Annotated in this window: 23 protein-coding genes, 1 tRNA gene and 2 pseudogenes; 17 read left to right on the forward strand and 9 right to left on the reverse strand. The window is 63.7% G+C overall.

From position 1 onward, the window contains the following. Positions 1 to 151 precede the first annotated feature (151 nt). The 3 genes and pseudogenes from ubiV to ubiT form a co-directional block, all read right to left on the reverse strand. Positions 152 to 1027, reverse strand: a pseudogene (gene ubiV, locus ACSKB8_RS16690) (ubiquinone anaerobic biosynthesis protein UbiV); the annotation flags it as partial. Positions 1028 to 1091: 64 nt separating this feature from the next. Next, positions 1092 to 2069 carry a ubiquinone anaerobic biosynthesis protein UbiU gene (gene ubiU / locus ACSKB8_RS16695; RefSeq protein ID WP_438105278.1) on the reverse strand — a complete coding sequence of 326 codons (978 nt, stop codon included), beginning with the start codon at positions 2067 to 2069 and terminating at the stop codon, positions 1092 to 1094. After that, positions 2069 to 2530, reverse strand: coding sequence for a ubiquinone anaerobic biosynthesis accessory factor UbiT (ubiT, locus tag ACSKB8_RS16700; RefSeq protein ID WP_438105280.1), 462 nt, complete (start codon positions 2528 to 2530; stop codon positions 2069 to 2071). Before ubiT ends, ubiU begins: the two co-directional genes overlap by 1 nt. Before the next feature lie 171 nt (positions 2531 to 2701). Between ubiT and ACSKB8_RS16705 the strand changes: the two genes are divergently transcribed. Beyond that, on the forward strand, positions 2702 to 4234 hold the full coding sequence (locus tag ACSKB8_RS16705; RefSeq protein ID WP_438105282.1) for a UbiD family decarboxylase: 1533 nt from the start codon (positions 2702 to 2704) through the stop codon (positions 4232 to 4234). Further along, positions 4231 to 4827, forward strand: coding sequence for a UbiX family flavin prenyltransferase (locus ACSKB8_RS16710; protein ID WP_438105284.1), 597 nt, complete (start codon positions 4231 to 4233; stop codon positions 4825 to 4827). Before ACSKB8_RS16705 ends, ACSKB8_RS16710 begins: the two co-directional genes overlap by 4 nt. A 3-nt stretch (positions 4828 to 4830) precedes the next feature. Here ACSKB8_RS16710 and ACSKB8_RS16715 read toward each other — a convergent pair whose 3' ends face one another. Next, complete coding sequence (locus ACSKB8_RS16715) at positions 4831 to 6258, reverse strand: sulfatase family protein (RefSeq protein WP_438105286.1); 1428 nt, start codon at positions 6256 to 6258, stop codon at positions 4831 to 4833. A gap of 171 nt (positions 6259 to 6429) precedes the next feature. Here ACSKB8_RS16715 and ACSKB8_RS16720 point away from each other — a divergent pair, with 171 nt between their 5' ends. Genes ACSKB8_RS16720 through ACSKB8_RS16745 form a run of 6 tightly spaced genes read left to right on the forward strand, consistent with a single transcriptional unit; the run spans position 6430 to position 11121 of the window. After that, entirely contained in the window at positions 6430 to 6912 is a 483-nt protein-coding gene (locus ACSKB8_RS16720) for a FadR/GntR family transcriptional regulator (protein ID WP_438105288.1), read from the forward strand. Continuing rightward, a complete protein-coding gene (locus ACSKB8_RS16725) occupies positions 6858 to 7193 on the forward strand; it encodes a FadR/GntR family transcriptional regulator (RefSeq protein ID WP_438105289.1) in 336 nt (111 codons plus the stop codon). Before ACSKB8_RS16720 ends, ACSKB8_RS16725 begins: the two co-directional genes overlap by 55 nt. Positions 7194 to 7219: 26 nt before the next feature. After that, a complete protein-coding gene (locus ACSKB8_RS16730) occupies positions 7220 to 8575 on the forward strand; it encodes an ABC transporter substrate-binding protein (protein ID WP_438105290.1) in 1356 nt (451 codons plus the stop codon). Then, positions 8572 to 9468, forward strand: coding sequence for a carbohydrate ABC transporter permease (locus ACSKB8_RS16735; protein ID WP_438105292.1), 897 nt, complete (start codon positions 8572 to 8574; stop codon positions 9466 to 9468). Before ACSKB8_RS16730 ends, ACSKB8_RS16735 begins: the two co-directional genes overlap by 4 nt. Next, the gene (locus ACSKB8_RS16740; RefSeq protein ID WP_438105293.1) at positions 9465 to 10292 is read left to right on the forward strand and encodes a carbohydrate ABC transporter permease; all 828 of its coding nucleotides are present in this window, start codon (positions 9465 to 9467) and stop codon (positions 10290 to 10292) included. Before ACSKB8_RS16735 ends, ACSKB8_RS16740 begins: the two co-directional genes overlap by 4 nt. Positions 10293 to 10296: 4 nt before the next feature. After that, a complete protein-coding gene (locus ACSKB8_RS16745) occupies positions 10297 to 11121 on the forward strand; it encodes a shikimate dehydrogenase family protein (RefSeq protein ID WP_438105295.1) in 825 nt (274 codons plus the stop codon). Between the two features lie 14 nt (positions 11122 to 11135). On the opposite strand, the gene ACSKB8_RS16750 is transcribed toward ACSKB8_RS16745, so the two are convergent. The 4 genes from ACSKB8_RS16750 to ACSKB8_RS16765 form a co-directional block, all read right to left on the reverse strand. Beyond that, the gene (locus ACSKB8_RS16750) at positions 11136 to 11621 is read right to left on the reverse strand and encodes an L-2-amino-thiazoline-4-carboxylic acid hydrolase (RefSeq protein ID WP_438105297.1); all 486 of its coding nucleotides are present in this window, start codon (positions 11619 to 11621) and stop codon (positions 11136 to 11138) included. A 119-nt stretch (positions 11622 to 11740) separates the two neighbouring features. Further along, positions 11741 to 12277, reverse strand: coding sequence for a DUF488 domain-containing protein (locus ACSKB8_RS16755; RefSeq protein WP_438105299.1), 537 nt, complete (start codon positions 12275 to 12277; stop codon positions 11741 to 11743). A gap of 26 nt (positions 12278 to 12303) precedes the next feature. Further along, entirely contained in the window at positions 12304 to 12531 is a 228-nt protein-coding gene (locus tag ACSKB8_RS16760) for a DUF2945 domain-containing protein (RefSeq protein WP_438105301.1), read from the reverse strand. A 374-nt stretch (positions 12532 to 12905) separates the two neighbouring features. Continuing rightward, positions 12906 to 13001, reverse strand: a tRNA-Val gene (locus tag ACSKB8_RS16765). Positions 13002 to 13092: 91 nt separating this feature from the next. On the opposite strand from ACSKB8_RS16765, the gene ACSKB8_RS16770 reads away from it, so the two are divergent. The 9 genes from ACSKB8_RS16770 (at position 13093) to ACSKB8_RS16810 (ending at position 18263) form a co-directional block, all read left to right on the forward strand. Continuing rightward, positions 13093 to 13662: a hypothetical protein gene (locus tag ACSKB8_RS16770; protein ID WP_438105303.1), complete on the forward strand. Its 570-nt coding sequence runs from the start codon at positions 13093 to 13095 to the stop codon at positions 13660 to 13662. Next, positions 13646 to 13993 (forward strand): hypothetical protein, encoded by a 348-nt coding sequence (locus ACSKB8_RS16775; RefSeq protein ID WP_438105304.1) that lies wholly within the window; start codon positions 13646 to 13648, stop codon positions 13991 to 13993. Before ACSKB8_RS16770 ends, ACSKB8_RS16775 begins: the two co-directional genes overlap by 17 nt. Further along, complete coding sequence (locus tag ACSKB8_RS16780; RefSeq protein ID WP_438105305.1) at positions 13963 to 14262, forward strand: hypothetical protein; 300 nt, start codon at positions 13963 to 13965, stop codon at positions 14260 to 14262. The genes ACSKB8_RS16775 and ACSKB8_RS16780 overlap by 31 nt, the downstream gene beginning before the upstream one ends. 26 nt (positions 14263 to 14288) lie before the next feature. Beyond that, a complete protein-coding gene (locus ACSKB8_RS16785; protein ID WP_438105307.1) occupies positions 14289 to 14492 on the forward strand; it encodes a hypothetical protein in 204 nt (67 codons plus the stop codon). Positions 14493 to 14847: 355 nt separating this feature from the next. Further along, positions 14848 to 15111 carry a helix-turn-helix domain-containing protein gene (locus ACSKB8_RS16790; protein ID WP_438105308.1) on the forward strand — a complete coding sequence of 88 codons (264 nt, stop codon included), beginning with the start codon at positions 14848 to 14850 and terminating at the stop codon, positions 15109 to 15111. Between the two features lie 6 nt (positions 15112 to 15117). Then, positions 15118 to 15723, forward strand: coding sequence for a hypothetical protein (locus ACSKB8_RS16795; RefSeq protein ID WP_438105310.1), 606 nt, complete (start codon positions 15118 to 15120; stop codon positions 15721 to 15723). 113 nt (positions 15724 to 15836) lie between these two features. Further along, the gene (locus ACSKB8_RS16800) at positions 15837 to 16247 is read left to right on the forward strand and encodes a hypothetical protein (protein WP_438105311.1); all 411 of its coding nucleotides are present in this window, start codon (positions 15837 to 15839) and stop codon (positions 16245 to 16247) included. Between the two features lie 10 nt (positions 16248 to 16257). Further along, positions 16258 to 17016 carry a hypothetical protein gene (locus ACSKB8_RS16805; protein ID WP_438105313.1) on the forward strand — a complete coding sequence of 253 codons (759 nt, stop codon included), beginning with the start codon at positions 16258 to 16260 and terminating at the stop codon, positions 17014 to 17016. 866 nt (positions 17017 to 17882) lie between these two features. Then, the gene (locus ACSKB8_RS16810) at positions 17883 to 18263 is read left to right on the forward strand and encodes a hypothetical protein (RefSeq protein ID WP_438105315.1); all 381 of its coding nucleotides are present in this window, start codon (positions 17883 to 17885) and stop codon (positions 18261 to 18263) included. Positions 18264 to 18622: 359 nt separating this feature from the next. Here the strand turns inward: ACSKB8_RS16810 and ACSKB8_RS16815 are convergent. Then, positions 18623 to 18730: pseudogene (locus ACSKB8_RS16815) on the reverse strand (cupin domain-containing protein); the annotation flags it as partial. Positions 18731 to 18740: the final 10 nt, after the last annotated feature.

The following is an 18740-nucleotide window of genomic DNA, read 5'->3' on the forward strand; positions in this document are numbered from 1 at the left end:
CGAGCGCTCACAATCGAGAGATCACGCGGTATGGGTCCTGGCCTTCGCCAGGACGACCCTGGGGATGATGTGCGCAACTATTCATCGCCGTGGTAGGCGTGGTAAAGGGCAGGCCCGCGTAAGCCGCCCCCTTGCTTTGCAGGACGCGACGTCACGCGAAGGAAAAGCCGGGCTTGCCGCGAAGAAAGCCGTTGGCAAAGGCGACGCCCGGGTAAAGATCGGATAAGCGGCGGCTTGCGCTTTCGGCTGAGTTGCGTCCGTCGAGCACATCGCGAAAGATTCTGGCAACACCCACCATGTCGCAATCCTGCGGCGACAGGCGCAGCGAGCTGATTCTCGCCTCACGCAATGCAGGGACGTCTCCGACGAGATTGGTGCAGGCATGCGACAAGGTCTGGACGCCGTTGATCGTGAGGAACTCCTGCTGGTCCAGCGTCTTCAACGCGAGCCCGTCCGGGTCCTTTTCGCAGACGAAGCGGCAATTGTCCTTGGACAGCTTGTGAAGCCGCGCATGGTAGCAACGGGCGGAGATCGCCAGCGGCACCCGGCCGAAGGCGAAAATCTCGATCACGGCCTGGGGCACCGCTGCGGCAATCACCGCCGCTGACGAGATCGGCAATTCCGGCGGTAGGCAGATGCGCGCTGCGCCTTGCCGAACGTGAAAGGCCGCGCTGGTCTCGTTGTAGATGTTGACGTAGGGACCGATCGCATGCGACCGGCCCTTGATCGAGCGAAGGCAGGTCAAGTCGTTCACCTCGACCAATGCGCCGTCAGTTGCGCAGAGCTCCTCGGTCTGACGCCGTTCGCGCCGCAGCGACACCAGGATCAGCGAACCCAGCAGGACCTGCTTGCCGGCACGCTGGAGCCGTTCGATCACGTCAGGCAGGTGCTCCGCGAAGAACGGCGAGCGTTTCGAGCATACGACCTCGCCTACGGACACGACATCGACCGGCGCCTCGTCGGCCATCCGGAAGTAGAAATCGCGCCAGCGTTCCGGCGCCCAATTGTAGAGGACGGGGCCGAGACTCGAGTTGCATCGGGGCTTCTCTCATTGATGGCCGGCCGCCATCGGTTGCAATCATCGCCATTAATCATCGCCATGTCTTGCGATAGGCGCCGAGCGTAGAGGCCTGGCCTTCAGTGAAGGGCCGCAGGCTCACGATGTCCGCTTCGCCCCCCTGCTCGATTGTATCGAGTGCGCGGCGGAAGTGACGGACCACGCTCTCGATATAGGCCCGTCCGCGCTGACGCCCCTCGATCTTCAGAGCGGCAACGCCGGCGCTTCGCAATCCCCCGAGCAGCTTCGTGGCATCGAGGCTGACCGGGTCCTCGAAGATGTAGCCGTCGCCATGCGCGGTGGAAAACCGCCCCTTGCAGAGGGTCGGATAGCCCGCGGCCTCCTGCGGGGCGAAGCGATTGATGGTGAAGCCGCCAAGCCGGGACGTCGTTCCCTGCGCGGTCTCCTCATAGGCCACGTGGCTTGCCGGCGAGCAGACGCCCTGCATATTCGGCGATTTGCCGGTCGCATAGGACGACAGCGAGCAGCGCCCTTCGGCCATCACGCAAAGGCCGCCGAACACGAACACTTCGGTCTCGCACGTCGTCTCGCGGGTGATTTCGGCGATCTCCGCAACGCTGAGCACGCGTGGCAACACGACGCGGCGCGCCCCGAACGTCTCGACATAGAACGCGATGGCATCGGGATTTGCGGCGGCGGCCTGCACCGAAACATGAAGGCGCTGACCCGGATGACGCTTGGCGACGTAATCCATGAGCCCGATATCGGCGACGATCAGCGCGTCGGCTCCGGCATCGACGGCATCGTCCACGGCGCGCTGCCATAGAGCCACGGACGACGCCCGCGGAAAGGTATTGATGGCGACGAGGATGCGCGCGCCGCGTCCGTGGGCGAACGCGATTCCGTTGCGCAGCTCGTCGCGGCTGAAGTTCAGCCCCGGAAAATTGCGCGCGTTGGTCTCGTCGTTGAAGCCGCAATAGACGGCGTCCGCGCCGGCATCGATGGCGCTGCGCAGCGCGGCCGGCGTGCCGGCGGGACAGATCAGCTCCATCACCTCTGCTCCTGCGGCGAGCCGGTCAGCCTGTCCCGCGCGGCCTCGAACGAGCGCCTTACCGGCTCGCCCAACGGACCGAACAGGGACGCCAGCTCCGTGGCGAGATCGAGCCGCGCATCGTCGATCGCATTGCGCAAGGCCAGCACAGCCTCCATGTCGCCTTCGATTCCGAGCTGACGCGAAAACATCAGCGCATCGCCATCGACCCTGCCCTCGACCAAAGCAAGCAGGTTGGCGAGCGAGGCGGAGACATAGGCATCCAGGTCTTGCGGCAGCTCGCGCACCACCGACAGAAGCGGCGGCGTGGCCTCGACGATGAAGGCGAACGGCAGATCGACCGGCCTGATCCCGAACCGCGCACGGCGATGCGGTCCGAGCCGGTCGAGCAGTCCGGGATTGCGCCTCAATATCCGCGACAGGAAGCCACCGAGGGCGAATTGCAGCGGCAGCAGTGGCAAGGGACGTATCGCCAGAGCGAGAAGTGGCGGAATTGTCGGCAACGAACCGGACGCGACGGACGAATGACTCATTCCGTCATCTGAGCCGATTGCGCGCAAATGTATTTGAGCGGGAACAATGAAGATCGAAATCACGCCGGCTAGTTTCTGCTTTTTCAGGAGACCGTTCGCTTGCAACGTGACGTTCCGCGCTTCGGAGAATTATCCGACTTCCTGCACTTCCTCGAAGGCAAGGGACAGCTGCGACGCATTCGCGAACCGGTCTCCGTGGTCCATGAGATCACCGAGATCCACCGGCGCGTGATCGGCGAACACGGCCCTGCACTATTGTTCGAACGCCCGGTCAGGGCCGACGGCGCTCCATCCGAGATGCCGCTGCTGACCAATCTGTTCGGCACGGTGGAGCGGACCGCGTGGGGCATGGGCATCACGCCGGATCGGCTCGAAGAATTCGGCGTCTTGCTGGCCGAGTTGCGCGCGCCGCGTCCTCCGCATGGCGTCCGGGATGCCTGGCGCAAGCTGCCGCTGGCCCGCGCCGCCCTTGCCACGCGGCCGCGATCGCGCCCTGCGGCGGCGGTGCAGGATCGCGTGGCGATGGGTGATGACATCGATCTAACAAGACTGCCGGCGCAGATCTGCTGGCCGGGCGAGCCTGCACCCTTGATCACCTGGCCGCTGGTCATCACCGCGCCGCCGGAATCGCCCATCGCGGACCAGGAAGAGAATGTCGGCGTCTACCGCATGCAGATCCTCGGTCGCGATCGCGCGATCATCCGCTGGCTCGCCCATCGCGGCGGCGCCCGGCATCACCAGCAATGGAAGGCACGAGGGCGCGACATGCCGGTCGCGATCGTCATCGGAGCCGACCCCGCGACGATCCTCGCCGCCGTGCTGCCGCTGCCGGAGACGATATCCGAGCTGCGCTTCGCCGGCATCCTGCGCGGCGAGCGGCCCGAGCTGACGCCGTGCCTGACGATTCCTCTCGCGGTCCCCTCCGCGGCCGAGATCGTCATCGAGGGGCTTGTCTCGGCAACCGAGACGGCCGCCGAGGGCCCCTATGGCGATCACACCGGCTACTACAATTCGGTCGAGGCCTTTCCCGTGCTTCGGGTCACCGCCATCACGTCGCGCCGACAGCCGATCTATCTCTCGACCTTCACCGGCCGCCCGCCGGACGAGCCGTCCCGGATCGGCGAAGCATTGAACCGGCTGTTCGTGCCGCTGATCCGGCAGCAATTCCCCGAGGTGGCCGACTGCTGGCTGCCGCCCGAGGCCTGCTCCTACCGGGTCGCGATTGCTTCCATCAGGAAGCGCTATCCCGGCCAGGCGCGACGGCTGATGCTGGGCTTGTGGTCGATGCTGCCGCAATTCAGCTACACCAAGCTGTTGATCGTGGTCGACGATGACATCGACATCCGCGACTGGCGCGCCGTGATGTGGGCGGTCGCGACCCGCAGCGACAGTTCGCGCGACCTCGTCACGCTCTCGGACACGCCGATCGACTATCTCGATTTCGCCTCGCCGAAATCCGGCCTCGGCGGCAAGCTCGGAATCGATGCCACCACCAAGATTCCGCCCGAGACGGAGCGGGCCTGGGGCGCGCCCCTGATGATGGATCCAGCCGTGGTCGCCAGGGTCGACAAGATGTGGCCGGCACTCGGGCTCGGCGCAATGGCTGGACCTCAACTGCGCGAGACCGCATGAGCGCGCGGCATGGCGTGGTCGTCGGCATCAGCGGCGCTTCGGGCGCGGCCATCGGCATGCGCATCGTCGAGCGGCTGGCGGAGAATCCGCACTGTGCGGTGCATCTCGTGATCTCACCGGCGGCCGAGCGCACGCTTACCGAGGAAGTCGGCGCCGGCGCGCTGCCTCGGCTGCGCGCCCTCGCCTTCCGCGACCATGATCCTTCCGACATCGGCGCCAGCATCGCCAGCGGCTCGTTTCCGGTCAGCGGCATGATCGTGGCGCCGTGCTCGATCCGCACCCTGTCGGCCATCGCCTGGGGGCATCTGGACAATCTGCTCGTGCGCGCGGCCGACGTGCAGCTCAAGGAGCGGCGGCGTCTGGTGCTCCTGGTCCGCGAAAGCCCGCTGCATCTCGGACATCTCCGCGCGATGCTCCAGGCGACCGAGATCGGCGCAATCATTGCGCCACCGCTGCCCGCCTTCTATCTGAAGCCGCAGTCGATGGCCGACATCGTCGACCAGATCGCCTGCCGCGCGATCAACCTGCTGGGCCTGCCCGACGTGTCGGCGCCGGCGTTGAGATGGCAGGGCCGTAACGCCGACGATTCATAGGCATCAGCGTGCGGCCGCGTTCAGATCCATCGTTTCGAGCAGGCTGTTCTGCCGCCAGTCGATGAAGGCGTCCTTCAGACGGCTGATGATTCCGGCGTGCTCGGGCATGCCGAAGAGATTGTGCCGTTCGAGCGGATCGGTCGCGAGATCGAACAGCTGCCCGTCCTCGGCGCCGTGAATGAACACGACCTTCCACCTGTCGTCGCGCACCATGGTAATCAGCCTTGCGCCGGTCATGGCGACGTCGCCAGCCTGCTCGCTGAACACGAAGCCACGGCCGGCCCACTCCTCGCCCTTCAGCGCCGGAAGCAGGCTGCGGGCCTGGAACGGCTTTGGACGCTGCGCGCCGGCGAGATCCAGAATGGTCGGGGCGAGATCGAACAGCTGGCACTTCCCGGCAATGCGGCGCCCGCCGGTGAACCGTCCCGGTGACCAGACCAGCAGCGGGATGCGGGTGACGGGCTCGTACATCGACCATTTCTGACTGAGGCCGTGCTCGCCGAGATTATCGCCGTGGTCCGACATGAAGATGACGACGCAATTGTCGAGATAGCCCCTGTCTTCCAGCGTTTGCAGGAGACGGCCGATCTGCTCGTCGATCATGGTGACGTTGGCATAATAATGCGCGCGCAGGCGCCGCATCTCGTCGTGCGTCGGCGCGAGCTTCCATGACACCGCGTCATGGTCGACTTCGGTGTCGTGGCGACGCTTCTCCTTCAGATAGGCCGGCAGCCCCTCGATCTCGGCTTCGGTCGGCTGCGGCACCGGAAGGTCGTTGCGCGCGAGGTAATGTTCCAGATAATCGGGCAGCGGATCATAGGGCGGATGCGGTCCGGGCAGGCCGATCTGCATGAACAGCGCCTCGGGCTTGGGTCGGGTCTCGAGCCACCACATCGCGGTCTCCGCGACGAAGATGTCCGGATGCAGCGATTTCGGCATCTCCCAGGTGAACGCGCCCATGCGGTCGCCATAGTCCGGCAGGCTGCGGTAGCCGGCGCGCGACGGCTTTGTCAGCTTGTGGGCGGCAAAGGCCTTGTCGAGCTCGTCGGCGAACCAGCGACCCTCGAAGAAGCGATCCTTGTTCTCGACGACGAAACGCTCGTGGAAGCCGGCCTTCGCATCGTAGGGGATCGTGTGCATCTTGCCGACATTGACGCAGTGATAACCGGCCTCCGCCAGATTGGTGACCCACGTCTTCTGCCAGTGCTGCCCGTTCTTCAGCACGCCCGAGGCGTGCGGATAGAGGCCGGAGAACAGCGCCGCGCGCGAGGGAACGCAGCTCGGCGCGTTGATGAAGCAATTGTCGAAATAGACGCCCTCACGCACCAGCCGATCGAGATTCGGCGTCTTCATATAGGGGTGGCCCGTCGCTGCGATCGTGTCGAAGCGTTGCTGATCGGTCATGACCAGGACGATGTGGGGCTTTGTCACGATGGTTTTGTCCCGCGCGGCGTTGATCTGGGAGAAGATATGTCTGACATAATAATTCTTGTCAAACCTGCCGCCATGGGATTATCTTGCATGTGACGGCCGACGTTCTGTCGCCGCGTCGTCCGCATCTGCAATAAATCAGACATTTGACTTCACGGAACCGGGTTCACCGTGGCCAAGACCGACAGCAGCGATAATCCGCAGGCGAGCGCCCAGGTGGCCCGCGAGGTGGCACGACTGATCCTGACCGGGGTATGGCGCGAGGGCACGATCTTGCCGCGCGAAGTCGAGCTGGCCTCGCGCTTCAGCGTCAGCCGCGCCTCGATCCGCGAATCGCTGTCGCTGCTGAAGGCGAAGGGATTGATCGCCTCGAAACAGAAGGCCGGCACGCATGTCCGCGCGCGCTTCGACTGGAACATGCTTGACGAGGAGCTGCTGAACTGGACGCTGTCGGCGCTGCCGACGCAGGAGTTCGCCAAGCAGATCATGGAGGTCCGCCGCATCGTCGAGCCCGAGGCCTGCGCGATCTGCGCGATGCGCGGCACGGATGAGGATTTTGCCGAATCGAACGCGCCTATCGCGGCATGGACGCGGCCGGGATGGACCGGCTCGCCTATGCCGAGCCCGACTTGCAATTTCACCGCGGCATCCTGATCGCCACGGGCAATGACTTTCTGATCGCCTTCGGCGCGACGGTCGCAGCAGCCTTGCGGATGTCGTTCAACCTGTCGACGACCAATCCGGGCGCACCGCGGAAAAGCCTGCCCTATCATCGCGCGGTGCTTGACGAGATCTGGGCGCGCAATCCGGACGGCGCGCGCCAGGCCATGCACAAGCTCATGGATCTCACCGAACAGAACATCGTCTCGGCCCTGTCGCGCCAGCGAAGGAAGGATGCCGAGGACGAGAACGCCCGCACCAGACGGGCGCGTTGAAACCGGCAAACAATAATTGGGAGGACATGATGAAGAACGCATCGCGCGGAAGTTCGCTCACCCGCCGTAAACTCTTGCAGGCCAGCGCCGCGACCGCGGCGCTTGCGGCATTTCCCGCGCCGCTGATCGCACAGACGAAACCGTTTGCCGGCGTCACGCTGCACGGCGCCTCGTTCCAGCACCGCTTCTTCACGCTGCTGCAGAAATACATCCCCGAGTTCGAGGAGAGAACCGGGATGAAGGTCGATCTCCAGCTCTCGGCCTTCCCGGTCTACAACCAACAGGCCAATCTCGAACTGTCCTCCGGCGGCTCGGCCTATGATTTCGTCAACGTCACCTTCATCCTGGCCGCGCGCTGGGTCGCGGCGGGATTGCTGGCCAATCTCGACGAGTTCACCGGCGATGCCAATCTGACCCCGGCCGAATGGAATCCCAAGGACTTCGTCGAAGGCGCGCAGGTGCCCTACCGCGACGCCAAGGGCGCGACCTACGGTTATTCCTGGGAAGGCGGCGCGATGCTGATGGGGCTATCGCGCATGGACCTGATGGAGAAGAAGGGGCTGAGGATCCCGAAGACGTTCGCCGAGCTCCAGCAGGTCTGCGCCGAAATCAACGGCACCGACGACGTCAGCGGCATCACCTCGTTCCAGCTGCATCACTGGAATCTGCCGCCTTACATCCAGGGCTTTGGCGGCAACATCTTCCGCAAGCCGCCCTCCGACATCATGCCGGCGTTGAACACGCCCGAGACCATCCAGGGCATCGAATTCTACGCGAACCTCCTGAAGAGCGCGCCGAAGGGCGTGCTGACCTACACCGAGGACCAGGCGCGGCAGTCGGTGCTCACAGGACGCGCCAACATCTTCATCCATTCCAGCGCCTGGGTGACGCCGATCCTGCTGTCCGAGGAGAGCAAGGTGAAGGAGACCTCGCGCGTGGTGCGGATGCCCGCGGGACCCGTGCATGACCACCCCGCCTCCAACAGCCAGGGGCTCGGCATTCCCAAGAACGCCAAGAACAAGAAGGCGGCGTGGGAATTCATCGAATGGGCGCTCTCCCCCGACATCTCGATGCGGCTCGTCAAGGAGCACGGCCATTCCTCGGTCTGCCGGCGCTCCATCATCACCAGCGAAGCTTATCGCAAGCTCAACACGGTCAACGGCCAGGATCTGGGCGCGCTCTATCTGGAAGTGCTGGAGCTGCCGGCCAAGGGCGAGAACTACATGGCCTATCGTACCGTGAAGGAGTTCCCGATCGTCGGCGACGTGCTCAACAAGGCGTTCGAGCAGGTCGCAACCGGCCAGCTGCCCGCGAAGGACGCGATGAACGCCGCGCAGGACCAGGCGATCGCCGCGCTCCGCCGTGCCGGGACGCAGCTTTGAGCGAGAGTGGAATTGATGCGGAGCGCCGCGGCTTCATCGCCTGCGCGCTCACGCCGAGCCTGATCGTGCTATTTGCGGTCGCCGTGCTTCCGGCGATCTATCTCGTCGTGACCAGCCTGACGCCGTTCCAGTTGACGGCGCCGGGCTCGGCGACCGATTTCAGCGTGCCGCTGCGCAATTACGGCCTGCTGCCCGGCGATCCCCGCTTCGTCAATTCGCTCTGGGTGCAGGCAAAACTGTCGTGCTGGGGGGTGCTGTTCCAGGTCCTGCTCGGCATGCTGCTCGCGCTGCTCCTCAACGTGCCGTCGCGCTTCGTCGAGTTCGCCCGCACCTTCTTCCTGATCCCGATGGTGCTGCCGCCGATCGTCGTCGCGGTGATCTGGAAGCTGATCTACACGCCCGACATCAGCCCGCTTTATTACGCCGCGCAGCTCCTCAATTTCACCATGCCGGCGCTGACCTCCAGCGTCGATTTCGCGCTGACCGCCATCATCATCGCCGACACCTGGGAATGGTTGCCCTTCACCTTCCTGATGGTGCTGGCAGCGCTCCAGACCATTCCCGACGAATATTCGGAGGCCGCCCTGGTCGACGGCGCCAGCAAGCTTCAGATCTTCTGGTACGTCACCCTGCCCTTCATCACGCCGATCCTCGTCATCTCCGGCATGTTCCGCCTGATCGACAGTGTGAAGGCGTTTCCGCTGATCTTCCTGCTGACCAGCGGCGGTCCGGGCACGGTCACGGAAGTCACGAACTACTATGCGTATCTCCTTGCCTTCGACACCAACGAGATCGGCTATTCCAGCGCGGTCACGGTCGTGATGCTGCTGCTCGTCGCCGGCATCAGCCTTGCCCTGGTCTGGATGGGGCGCCGGCGGGAGGCGATGGCATGAGCCACCATTCCGGACGCCGCGCGACGCCCGGGCGGCTGGTCACGATCACCATGACGCTGCTCGTCCTGCTCTCGCCGTTTCTGTGGCTGCTGCAGATGAGCTTCAAGTCCAATGACCAGATCCTGCAATTCCCGCCGCCGCTGATCTTCACGCCGACGCTGGAAAACTACATCTCGCTCTGGCACAGCGCGTTCTCGGCCTCCTTCGTCAACAGCCTCTTGAGCGCCTCGCTCTCGACCGCGCTCGCACTGCTGTTCGGCGTGCCCGCGGCCTACGCGCTGTCGCGCTGGGCCGGGCGCGGCAAGCATGCGCTCTCCTTTGCGATCCTGGTGACGCGCATGGCGCCGCCGATCGCCTTCACCATTCCCTTCTTCCTGTTCTATCGCTGGATCGGGCTGCTCGACACCGTCACCGGCCTGGTGCTGGTCTACACCAGCTTCAACCTGCCGCTGGTGATCTGGATGATGCAGCCGTTCTTCGACACCATACCGATTTCGCTGGAGGAAGCTGCCCTCGTCGACGGCGCACGGACGCGCACGGTGTTCACGAAAATCGTGCTGCCGATGGTGACGCCCGGCATCGCCGCGACCGCGATCCTCTGCTTCCTCTACGCCTGGAACGATTTCTTCTTCGCCCTGATCCTGACCCGGACCAATGCACGCACCGCGCCGGTCGCCGTCGTCAACTTCATGAACTACGAGGGCTGGGAATGGGGCAAGATCGCCGCCGGCGGCTCGCTGGTGATGGCGCCGGTGCTGATCTTCTCGCTCGCAGTGCGTCGTTATCTCGTCTCCGGGCTGACCGCCGGCGCGGTCAAGGGATGATGCCATGAAGCTTCCGACCGGCGCCTCGCGCGTCGTCTTCATCTTCGCCCATCCCGCCGGCCATGTCGGTGCGCCCAGATACTACACGCCTTATTTCGAGGAGCGGGGTCTCGACTGGCACATGGTGCCGATGGACGTGCACCCGGACGATCTCGCCAGGACAATCCGCACGCTGGCGAAATCGCCGAGCACCGCCGGCTTCAACCTGACCATGCCGCACAAGCCGGCGGCGTTCGAACTCTGCGACGAGGTGGGACCTGCCGCGAGATTCGAGGGTGTGGTCAACACGATCCGGATCGAAGCGGACGGAAAGCTGGTCGGGGAGTCCTTTGATGGCGGCGGTTTTCTGAACGCCGCACGCGAGGCCAACATTTTCGATCCCGCGCGCCGCACTGTCCTGATCGGCGCGGGCGGCGCCGGCCGCGCGATCTGCCACGCACTCGCCGCAGCGGGCTTGAAGCGCCTGCGCATCCTCAACGAGGTGCCCGCTCCGGTCGAGTTGCTCGCGGCAAAGCTGCGCGGGCAATTCCCCGATCTCGATATCAGCCTCGAGGAGCGCTTCGACGACGCCGGCCTCTGCGTCAACGCCACATCGCTCGGCCTGCACGCGAGCGACGCGCTGCCGATGGATCCGTCCAACCTGCCGGGGGATTGCGCGGTATTCGACATCATCGCCGCCCGCCGCACCGAATTCATGGCAGCCTGCGCGAGCCGCGGCCTGAAGGTCGTCGACGGCGTTACGATGATCAAGCATCAGCTCCCGCTGCAGACGGCGTTCTGGCGGCTTGGACGGTTGTCAGCTGCCGATCGCGACGCGACCGAGGCCTGAAGCGGCAAACGCTCTCATGATGATCCGCCCGGATCGCGCCGGTAGTGGAAATCGCAATGAGGTGCGCCTTGCATGATGGTTTGCGTGCGCGTGAGCCTGATGTCGGGGCCGAACCCTTCCGCGGTGGCAAAGTCGGCGGTGCAGATCAGGAGGAAGCCGAGCTCGGGCTCGCCGAGCGCCTTGTAGAACTCGGCATAGGCGCATCGCTTCACGTCGAATGCGAAGACGTCCTTCGACTGCTCGATGACGTCATAGGCGAGCGCATCGTCGCGGGCATAGGTCTTGAAGGCGGACGCGACCGCCTGGCCGAGGTCTGCCTCGTTCTCGTTTAGGCTCTTGGCTTTCCAGAATTCCTCGCCGAAGCCGCGATAGAGATCGCCGAGCGCCTTGCGCACCAGCGCGTTGGCGCGTGCCTCGCCGAGTTCGGCCTGGAGCGCCCTAACCAGCGGCACCAGCACCTGCGCCTGGATTTTTGCCTGTTCGATGACGGATATGCTCATCGCAAACTCCCGTCGCGGGTCAAGGGGGGCGTAGATCCTATGGGTGACGGGCGGCGACCACCAACTCACCCAGAGGATCTACGGACTGCGGCAAGCATAGCCGCGATAGCGACGATTGGCTAACTTTCCGCAGGATAAACCAAGCGGCCGTCAGCCATGACGCGCGCCGCCGGATTCATCTCGGCCTGTTTGACCTGCCCTGGTCCCAGAATGTGAAACACGGTCTCGCCGGCGCCGAGCAGATAATCGGTGATGATGCGGCGGTGACATCGCCACCACAATGTTTCCGCGCACATGATGGCGCAGCGCTGCGTCTGCCCGAGATCGCGCAAATGAGCGAGACCTTCGTGAAAGGCCGCGCTCATGGCGTGGTCGGCATAATTGTGGAAGCTGCCATTCTGCCAGAAGGCATTGGTCTCGCGCGGCACCTCGCGCTTGCGGCTGCGCAGGCCGCCGAGCGAGGCGATATGCTCGTAGCCGATCGAAACGGCCGCGAGCGACTGCGGCAGCGTGTCGCGATTATACTGCGGGTTGGTGCGCGAGCGGGGCACGGTGCGAACGTCGGCCAGATATGTGATCGAGCTGCCCTGCAACAACTCGATGAATTCCTCGATCGAACGCGTGGCATGTCCGATGGTGAAGAAGGGATGAGCCATGGGATGCCTTGCTCACCTCACGTTCGTCAGCTCCGCAACAATCGCAACGCCTTTCCCTTGTGCAGGGCGACGTGGTCGGTCTTGTCGCTCTTGATCTCGTATTGCGGGTCGTCCGGCGTGGCGTGGTGGACGTAGCCCTTGTAGTCGACGTCCTCGGTGTGCACGCGCAGGATATGGCCGCGCACGCGCCCGGCCTCGGAATTCCAGCTGACGTGGTCGCCGCGCTTGAAGGTTTTTGTGGAGGACTTCGGCATGGCGGAACAATGCCGAGGGCGTCTGGGCGTTCCAGGATACTGAGCAAGGCGCACCAGTCCGTCTACGCTCTGCGAGCTACGCCGGACACACTTCGCGTTGGTTGAATCGTGGCTTGCCGAGCCGTAGCTCGCGGCGGCAGCCCGCCTGCGCCCTTTGGGCTTCGGCGTGGCATCCTTCTCTCTGCTATCGCGAGCGAAGGATGGTGGGCACGACAGGGATCGAACCTGAGTCCGTCTACGCTCTGCGAGCTACGCCGGACACACTTCGCGTTGGTTGAATCGTGGCTTGCCGAGCCGTAGCTCGCGGCGGCAGCCCGCCTGCGCCCTTTGGGCTTCGGCGTGGCATCCTTCTCTCTGCTATCGCGAGCGAAGGATGGTGGGCACGACAGGGATCGAACCTGTGACCCCTACCATGTCAAGGAAGGTGTCGAAGGCGTATCTCGTTGATTTCAAAACGCTTCCGTACGCCCCTGTGCAGCCTCGTTCAGCGCCGTTTTCCGGCTTTTTGGGCCAAAAGTGGAAAGTTCGTGGAAGCACGCCTGGACCCCTGAAGGTGCTCGCATGAGCAGAGCACCCTCCCGCCCGACCGGACGTCTGCTCGACCGGCTTTCTCCAGAACCCCGCCAGCGCTTGCTTCAGCTCGGCAGCGAGGGCCGCGGCGTCTTCGGGATGGCCTGCTTCCAGACCATTTTCGAGGCCCATTTCGACCTGTTCGAGTACCTCGCGGCAGCGGGAGCGACCGCGGTGATGATCGGGCAGCTGCTGGCCGAGGTCGGCATCGTCCGCGAGGATGGCACACCGCTGCCGCCGGGCACCGTGAGCAGCGCGCTCAGCCGCGCTCGCGAGCGTGCCGCCCGCACGCCGGCCTTTCGGCAGTCCACCGCCGGGTCCGGCATGGACATGCAGGCCCTTGCAGAGCCCTGCAATCAACTGCAGGACACCGCAGCGCCTGTCAGAACGCGACCGCTCGACGGCACCCCAGTTCAGAACGCGCCGGTGCCCGTGCGCGCTACCAGTTCCATTCGGCCTTCACCGAACGGATCGCCGGGCGGGTTTGGCCTGCCGGCGGAAACCCGCCGCGCTGCGGCACGACTTGCGGAAATCAGGAGTTTAAATGATGAAGACGCCTAAAGAGAGTAAGCCCACGATCAATCTGGTCGAAGGGACGAAGCCCAAGATCAACCTGATCGATCTCGTCGAGATCGGTTCGGATGGTACGTCCATCGGAAAATCAACCTTGGCGTACCGGGCCAGCCATCTGTATCGGGAGCTGGGCCGGCCCGTGACTTGCGTCCGCATCGAGAGCACCCGTCGCCGCGGACTGGACGATGCCGCCGATACCGACATATTCATCCCGCTCGAGGAGTTCACTACTGCGGCCGTCCGCACCGGGGGCTTGGTCGGGGTGCTCTCCCCCTTTTCGAAGCAATCATGCAGATCCGGCAAACCGGCCGGGCGGTGATCGTCGACTGGCCCGGCGGAACCGCCGCGCACAGATTGGAAGTGCTGGCCGCAACGAACTTCGACGCGACACTTGCCCGGATCGGCATCCGTGGCATGTCGATCGTCATGACGAGCAGCTCGGCCGAGCATATGGGTCAAGCCGAACGCTATCTGAAGGGCCTCCAGAAGGTCGTCCCGAGCCTCCCCGGGCACTTGGATTGTCGGGCCGCAACGGGCCGTTCGACTGGCCGAAGCAATCCGAGCAGGCCGAAGCGTTCGCTCGCCTGAAGTCTGTGGCGGGCGACATTCCCAGGTTGACCATCCCGCTCGTCGAAGGACGCGCCCTGCAGGTCTGTTCGGATGCCGGCCTCGATATCGCCTCGGCGTTGATGATGCCGTCCGACAGGTTGGCGCGCCGCCTTGGCTTGCACGAGTTCGCGGCCACGGCGTGCGCCTCCGAACTGGCCGTCTGGTGGGAGAGCACGGGAGACGCGCTCCGGAAGATACTCGAGGTGTAGAATGCGGACGCAGGTGTCCACGCGTAGGCTCCAGGAGCGTGTCGCCTACCTGGTGCGGCGGCGGCGGTGGATCAAATTCGAAGCAGCGACCTTCGCGCTGGATTTCTATCGTCGTCACCGCCGGCTCCCGCCGGGTTACGTGACGGTCCTCCTGGACAGGAGGACCGTCCGACGTATCAGGGTCCGAGGCGAGCTCGAACACCTCCTCGGACTTCCGGCTCTCAACAGGTTTTCCCGGGTCTTGTGGAGCCGGGTCATTGACCATTGCCGGGGCACGAAAGACGTTGGATCGCATGGCGTTGGTTCCTAAGGGAGCCAATAGAGCCAGTGATATGGTAAATGGAGTAGAGTACCGATGATCGATCTCGACAACTGCGGCGACTACATGTTGCTGTCGACGCTGGACGTGGCGGAGGCCCTCAAGATCAGCCCCGGGGCCGTCAGAAAGGCCGCAAAGGAGGGGCGGCTCCGCGCGATCGGCGGCTTCCGCGTCCTCTATTTTTCCGCGCGATCGGTGCGGGCGTTCGCTCGCGGCGATGCCGACGGGACCGCAGGCAACAACCTCACGCAGCCCGAGGCCAAGGCAGCGGCCTCCGGCGAGGTCAGGACCGAGGCATAGCTCCGCGTGGCGTACATTCAGTTCACCAAAATCGGGGAATTCGGCGTGTGTCAGGACAAGGGCACGCCGAACTTCTACGTGTCCGCGTATCTCCGTGAAAAGGGGATCACAGTCTACCGGTCTCTTCGGACCACGAACCTTGAGGACGCCTGCGTTCAGGTGCGGAGTCTTGTCGACCGTGGCGTGACGGGTGATCCAGCAGAAGCACTGGTGCAGAAGCCCCTCCGCACGGTCGCGGAGGTTCTCGAGTTCTTCAAGCCCTACGTCGAAAAGCACGCGGCCGCGGAGGCGGAAGGCATCGCGATCGCACGCATGATGCGACTGATGGGCGAACAGGTGCTTCAGACAATGGTACCGTCGAAATTCGAAAGCTTTCGCGACAAAGCATTGGCCGAGGGCATTTCGCTCTCGACCGTCGCAAGAACTCTCACCGTCCTGCGCAGCGCATGCAAGACCGCAGTCAACGAACGTCGGTTGGCGAGCCATCACGCCCCGCACGTTCCCTACTTTTGGACCAAGAAGGATAGCCGCAACGCGAAGCCCAAGGGGCGTGTGATGCCCCCCGCGAAATTGCCGCCGCCATTGACCAGTTCGACTTCATCCACCTCCTGACTACAACCGTCTACCTCCTCAATACGGCAAGCCGGGTCGGGGCAATCCTGGACGCGACGTCGGCGCAAATTGATCGCGATAACGGCCTGTTCTACCTCAATCCGGAGGAGCACATGCAGACCGACAAGTGGCGCGCAGCTCTTCCGATTGCCAGCACCTTGGAACCGTGGACGCGTGATCTTCCCCCTGGCCCTCTCGTGTATTGGCGCGGCGAACAGGTCCATGAGATCGACACGGGATTCAGCGCTGCTTGTCGTCGCGCGAAGTTGGCGGGCGGCGAAAATACCTATTCCATCCGGCATTCCGTCAGCCGTTTCATGCTGAAGCAAGGGGTTGAGCCGCTCGAGATCGGCCTATGGCTTGGTCATATTCGACCGCCCGATTCGGTTGAAACGACGCTCGTCTACAGCCCGTTTTGTCCCGATTATCTGATCAACGCCAAGGCGGCCGTTGAGCAGTTCGTGCGCGAGATCGCTTCACACTGCCGCCGGCACGACATCCTGAATCCACCCTGGTTCACTTGAGGTATATGCGATGACCACACGAACAGAGAAAACTGAAGTTGCATACCGCAAACGTGCGGCGCAAATCGCTAGAGCTGCCGCCAAGAAAGCAAAACGCCCCGTTTCACCCACTGAGCTCGCTCAAAGCATGATTGCGCGCCGTCGGGAATTGTCTCCTTCGAGCTTCCGCCAGAACCGAGCCGCAATCACGTTCACGATGAACGAGACCGCGCTGAACCAGCCCGATTTGGACCCGCAAACGCGTGCGATGATCGCGTTGCTCAAGGACGTCGAATCTGTTGACAGGCCTGATGACGGGGCTCCGCGCACCTCAGCGCAGAAGCAGAAGCGTCTCGACGACGATTTGGACCGTATCAGCCACTTCGCGTTGGCAACTACGAGCCCCAATGCGAGCACGTTAGTAGATTGCCTGACGGTAGGGTCGCTCACTGGCGCGCGGCTCGTCGAGTGGCCGACCGCGAAGTTCGGGCCCTCGAGCGATCCCGACTATGCCTGGGAGTTGACGCTCGTCAACGGCAAGGCCGGAAACGGCCGGGCCCACGGCGAAACCCGGGTCCTGCACTGGGAATGGCTTCCCGAGGAACTCGTCGCGCAAACGAAAGCCTGGATCTTTGCCGCCCGCGAAGCGGCTGCCAATGGTGCGTATGAGACGCTCAAATCGACGCTCGAGTCGCTGATGCGCCGGGTCACGAAGCAGCTGTTCCCAAGCGCCTGCGCCGCCCCACTCTTTCGTCGGCTCGACACGCCGCCACGGCTCGCTGGAAAATGAATTACGTGGTTAGCGCGCGCACCGCGGAGGACAGGGAACTCGGACTCGCAATCGTTGCGGCCTTGCTAGGCCACGCGACTGACGAGACAGCAACCAAGCACTACGCACGCGCTGGCGAGGCCGACGGTAGATTCCCGACCCCGACACCCGACCCGGCCGAAGTCGCGCGCGTTCGCAGGCGCTACTCGGCACCGAGCAAGAAGCGGGACAGCCTGAAGCCCTAAATAATAGTCGAGCACACATGGTAACGGGGGTCCGCTACATCGTCCTGCCCCACGGTTGCCCAGGCGCCGCAGAAACCTGTGGTCGGGCGACCGGGCAGCGCCTCCGCCATCGCAGCCAGATCAGGTGGGTAATGGAAGATCGTTAACGCCGCGGGGATCATCCAAGTCCGAGGATAGCAGGGCCGCCCATCATGTGGTACTGGAAAACCAAGCGATTCAAGACATTTTCCCTCCGTCTCCATTTGCTCGAGCCCGGATGCGGGTGGCTGACCGAGCAGTCCCGGGTGAGAGCCCTGGCCGTGCCCGTCCGTCGCGTCAGGCCGCCCGCGCCAACGAACGTCGCCGCTGGCGCAGGTAGCGCGTGATGTCCGCGAGCGGCATTGCGTTCAGCACCCGGTCGGTGGGCACGCCGCCCTTGTCGATTCGTGATTAACTATCTTTGCGCTGAAGAATTGTATCGGCATGTTATCTCCTTGATAGTTCGATCTGCCAGATAGGCTGATGTCGACGAGCGGCCTCCTCCTTCCGCTCGTTCAAACCCCTGCTCGGGGTGGTTGGAGGTGCTACGCTCTGATGTCCCAAGAGCGCGGCACACTGCAACCTGCGCCGCCCAGCATGTGCGGTTCGCTTTAGGAGAAGCATATGCTTACGATCCTTGCTCCAAAAAGGGGCTCAAAATATCCGCTAATGTTTCGACGGTTCGGGGAGCTTCCTCTTCCTGCCTATATCGAACTCGATCTAGAAGATCGCGTGGTCACCTTCACCTACTGGGATCGTAACACCGAGCCGATGTACGTTACGCTCGGACACTCCCGCCGGTGGGAAATCGACCGTATGACCAGTCGGCGCACCGCAATCAAGCTTGCGAAAGAGCTTGAGCCGCTCCTCGAGCGTTTATGTAATGGCTACGCCTCAAGCTGGGATGGTCGCAATCATGTAGGCGTCCTTAATGCTGATGCTCGAGCCGCGGCAGAAGAGGTCAGATCCCGACTGAAAGAACGCCTATGGCCCGAAGCCGTGTGATGCACCGCGGCTCTGCGCGACGGCCTCGCGCGGATACCTGAGGGTGTCGCCAGCGCAGGGGAAACTGGCGCTCGACGAGTAAGAAACGTACGACGCTGGGCTGGTCCTTGTCCTACGTTCCTCAGAGCTTCATGTCGAAAAACCGTTACGACAGTGGAAAAACGCTTATTCGGACGGCCTCAGGTCGAAAACCTTTACGGCGCGAATGGTGGCAAGCGCGAGCGAAGAGCGAAACCACCAGACGTTTTCTATTACGACGTAGCGACCATCGTTAGCGGATGCTGAAGACCGCCGGAGAAAGCTTGCTTGGCAGTTTCGGGGGCACGGAAGCCGATTTGATCACGCGCGCGTGGGACGTCAGTCTCGATCGTCTTCCAGGTTCCGACGAAACCAGGCTTCATGACGAAACTGTCGCCGGCGCGATACGTGACTGTCTCTTCGCCGGATTCTGTGAGTTCGATCGCGCCCAGGATCGAG

It is taken from the genome of Bradyrhizobium sp. BR 1432 (assembly GCF_051547705.1).
Classification (GTDB): Bacteria; Pseudomonadota; Alphaproteobacteria; order Rhizobiales; family Xanthobacteraceae; genus Bradyrhizobium; species Bradyrhizobium zhanjiangense.

Coding starts and splice junctions, on each gene's coding strand:
- ubiU (WP_438105278.1), bottom strand. CDS start 2,069: ATGGAGCTGATCTGTCCCGCCGGCACGCCGGCCGCGCTGCGCAGCGCC.
- ACSKB8_RS16710 (WP_438105284.1), top strand. CDS start 4,231: ATGAGCGCGCGGCATGGCGTGGTCGTCGGCATCAGCGGCGCTTCGGGC.
- ACSKB8_RS16725 (WP_438105289.1), top strand. CDS start 6,858: ATGGACCGGCTCGCCTATGCCGAGCCCGACTTGCAATTTCACCGCGGC.
- ACSKB8_RS16730 (WP_438105290.1), top strand. CDS start 7,220: ATGATGAAGAACGCATCGCGCGGAAGTTCGCTCACCCGCCGTAAACTC.
- ACSKB8_RS16740 (WP_438105293.1), top strand. CDS start 9,465: ATGAGCCACCATTCCGGACGCCGCGCGACGCCCGGGCGGCTGGTCACG.
- ACSKB8_RS16745 (WP_438105295.1), top strand. CDS start 10,297: ATGAAGCTTCCGACCGGCGCCTCGCGCGTCGTCTTCATCTTCGCCCAT.
- ACSKB8_RS16750 (WP_438105297.1), bottom strand. CDS start 11,621: ATGAGCATATCCGTCATCGAACAGGCAAAAATCCAGGCGCAGGTGCTG.
- ACSKB8_RS16755 (WP_438105299.1), bottom strand. CDS start 12,277: ATGGCTCATCCCTTCTTCACCATCGGACATGCCACGCGTTCGATCGAG.
- ACSKB8_RS16760 (WP_438105301.1), bottom strand. CDS start 12,531: ATGCCGAAGTCCTCCACAAAAACCTTCAAGCGCGGCGACCACGTCAGC.
- ACSKB8_RS16770 (WP_438105303.1), top strand. CDS start 13,093: ATGAGCAGAGCACCCTCCCGCCCGACCGGACGTCTGCTCGACCGGCTT.
- ACSKB8_RS16775 (WP_438105304.1), top strand. CDS start 13,646: ATGATGAAGACGCCTAAAGAGAGTAAGCCCACGATCAATCTGGTCGAA.
- ACSKB8_RS16780 (WP_438105305.1), top strand. CDS start 13,963: ATGCAGATCCGGCAAACCGGCCGGGCGGTGATCGTCGACTGGCCCGGC.
- ACSKB8_RS16790 (WP_438105308.1), top strand. CDS start 14,848: ATGATCGATCTCGACAACTGCGGCGACTACATGTTGCTGTCGACGCTG.
- ACSKB8_RS16800 (WP_438105311.1), top strand. CDS start 15,837: ATGCAGACCGACAAGTGGCGCGCAGCTCTTCCGATTGCCAGCACCTTG.
- ACSKB8_RS16805 (WP_438105313.1), top strand. CDS start 16,258: ATGACCACACGAACAGAGAAAACTGAAGTTGCATACCGCAAACGTGCG.
- ACSKB8_RS16810 (WP_438105315.1), top strand. CDS start 17,883: ATGCTTACGATCCTTGCTCCAAAAAGGGGCTCAAAATATCCGCTAATG.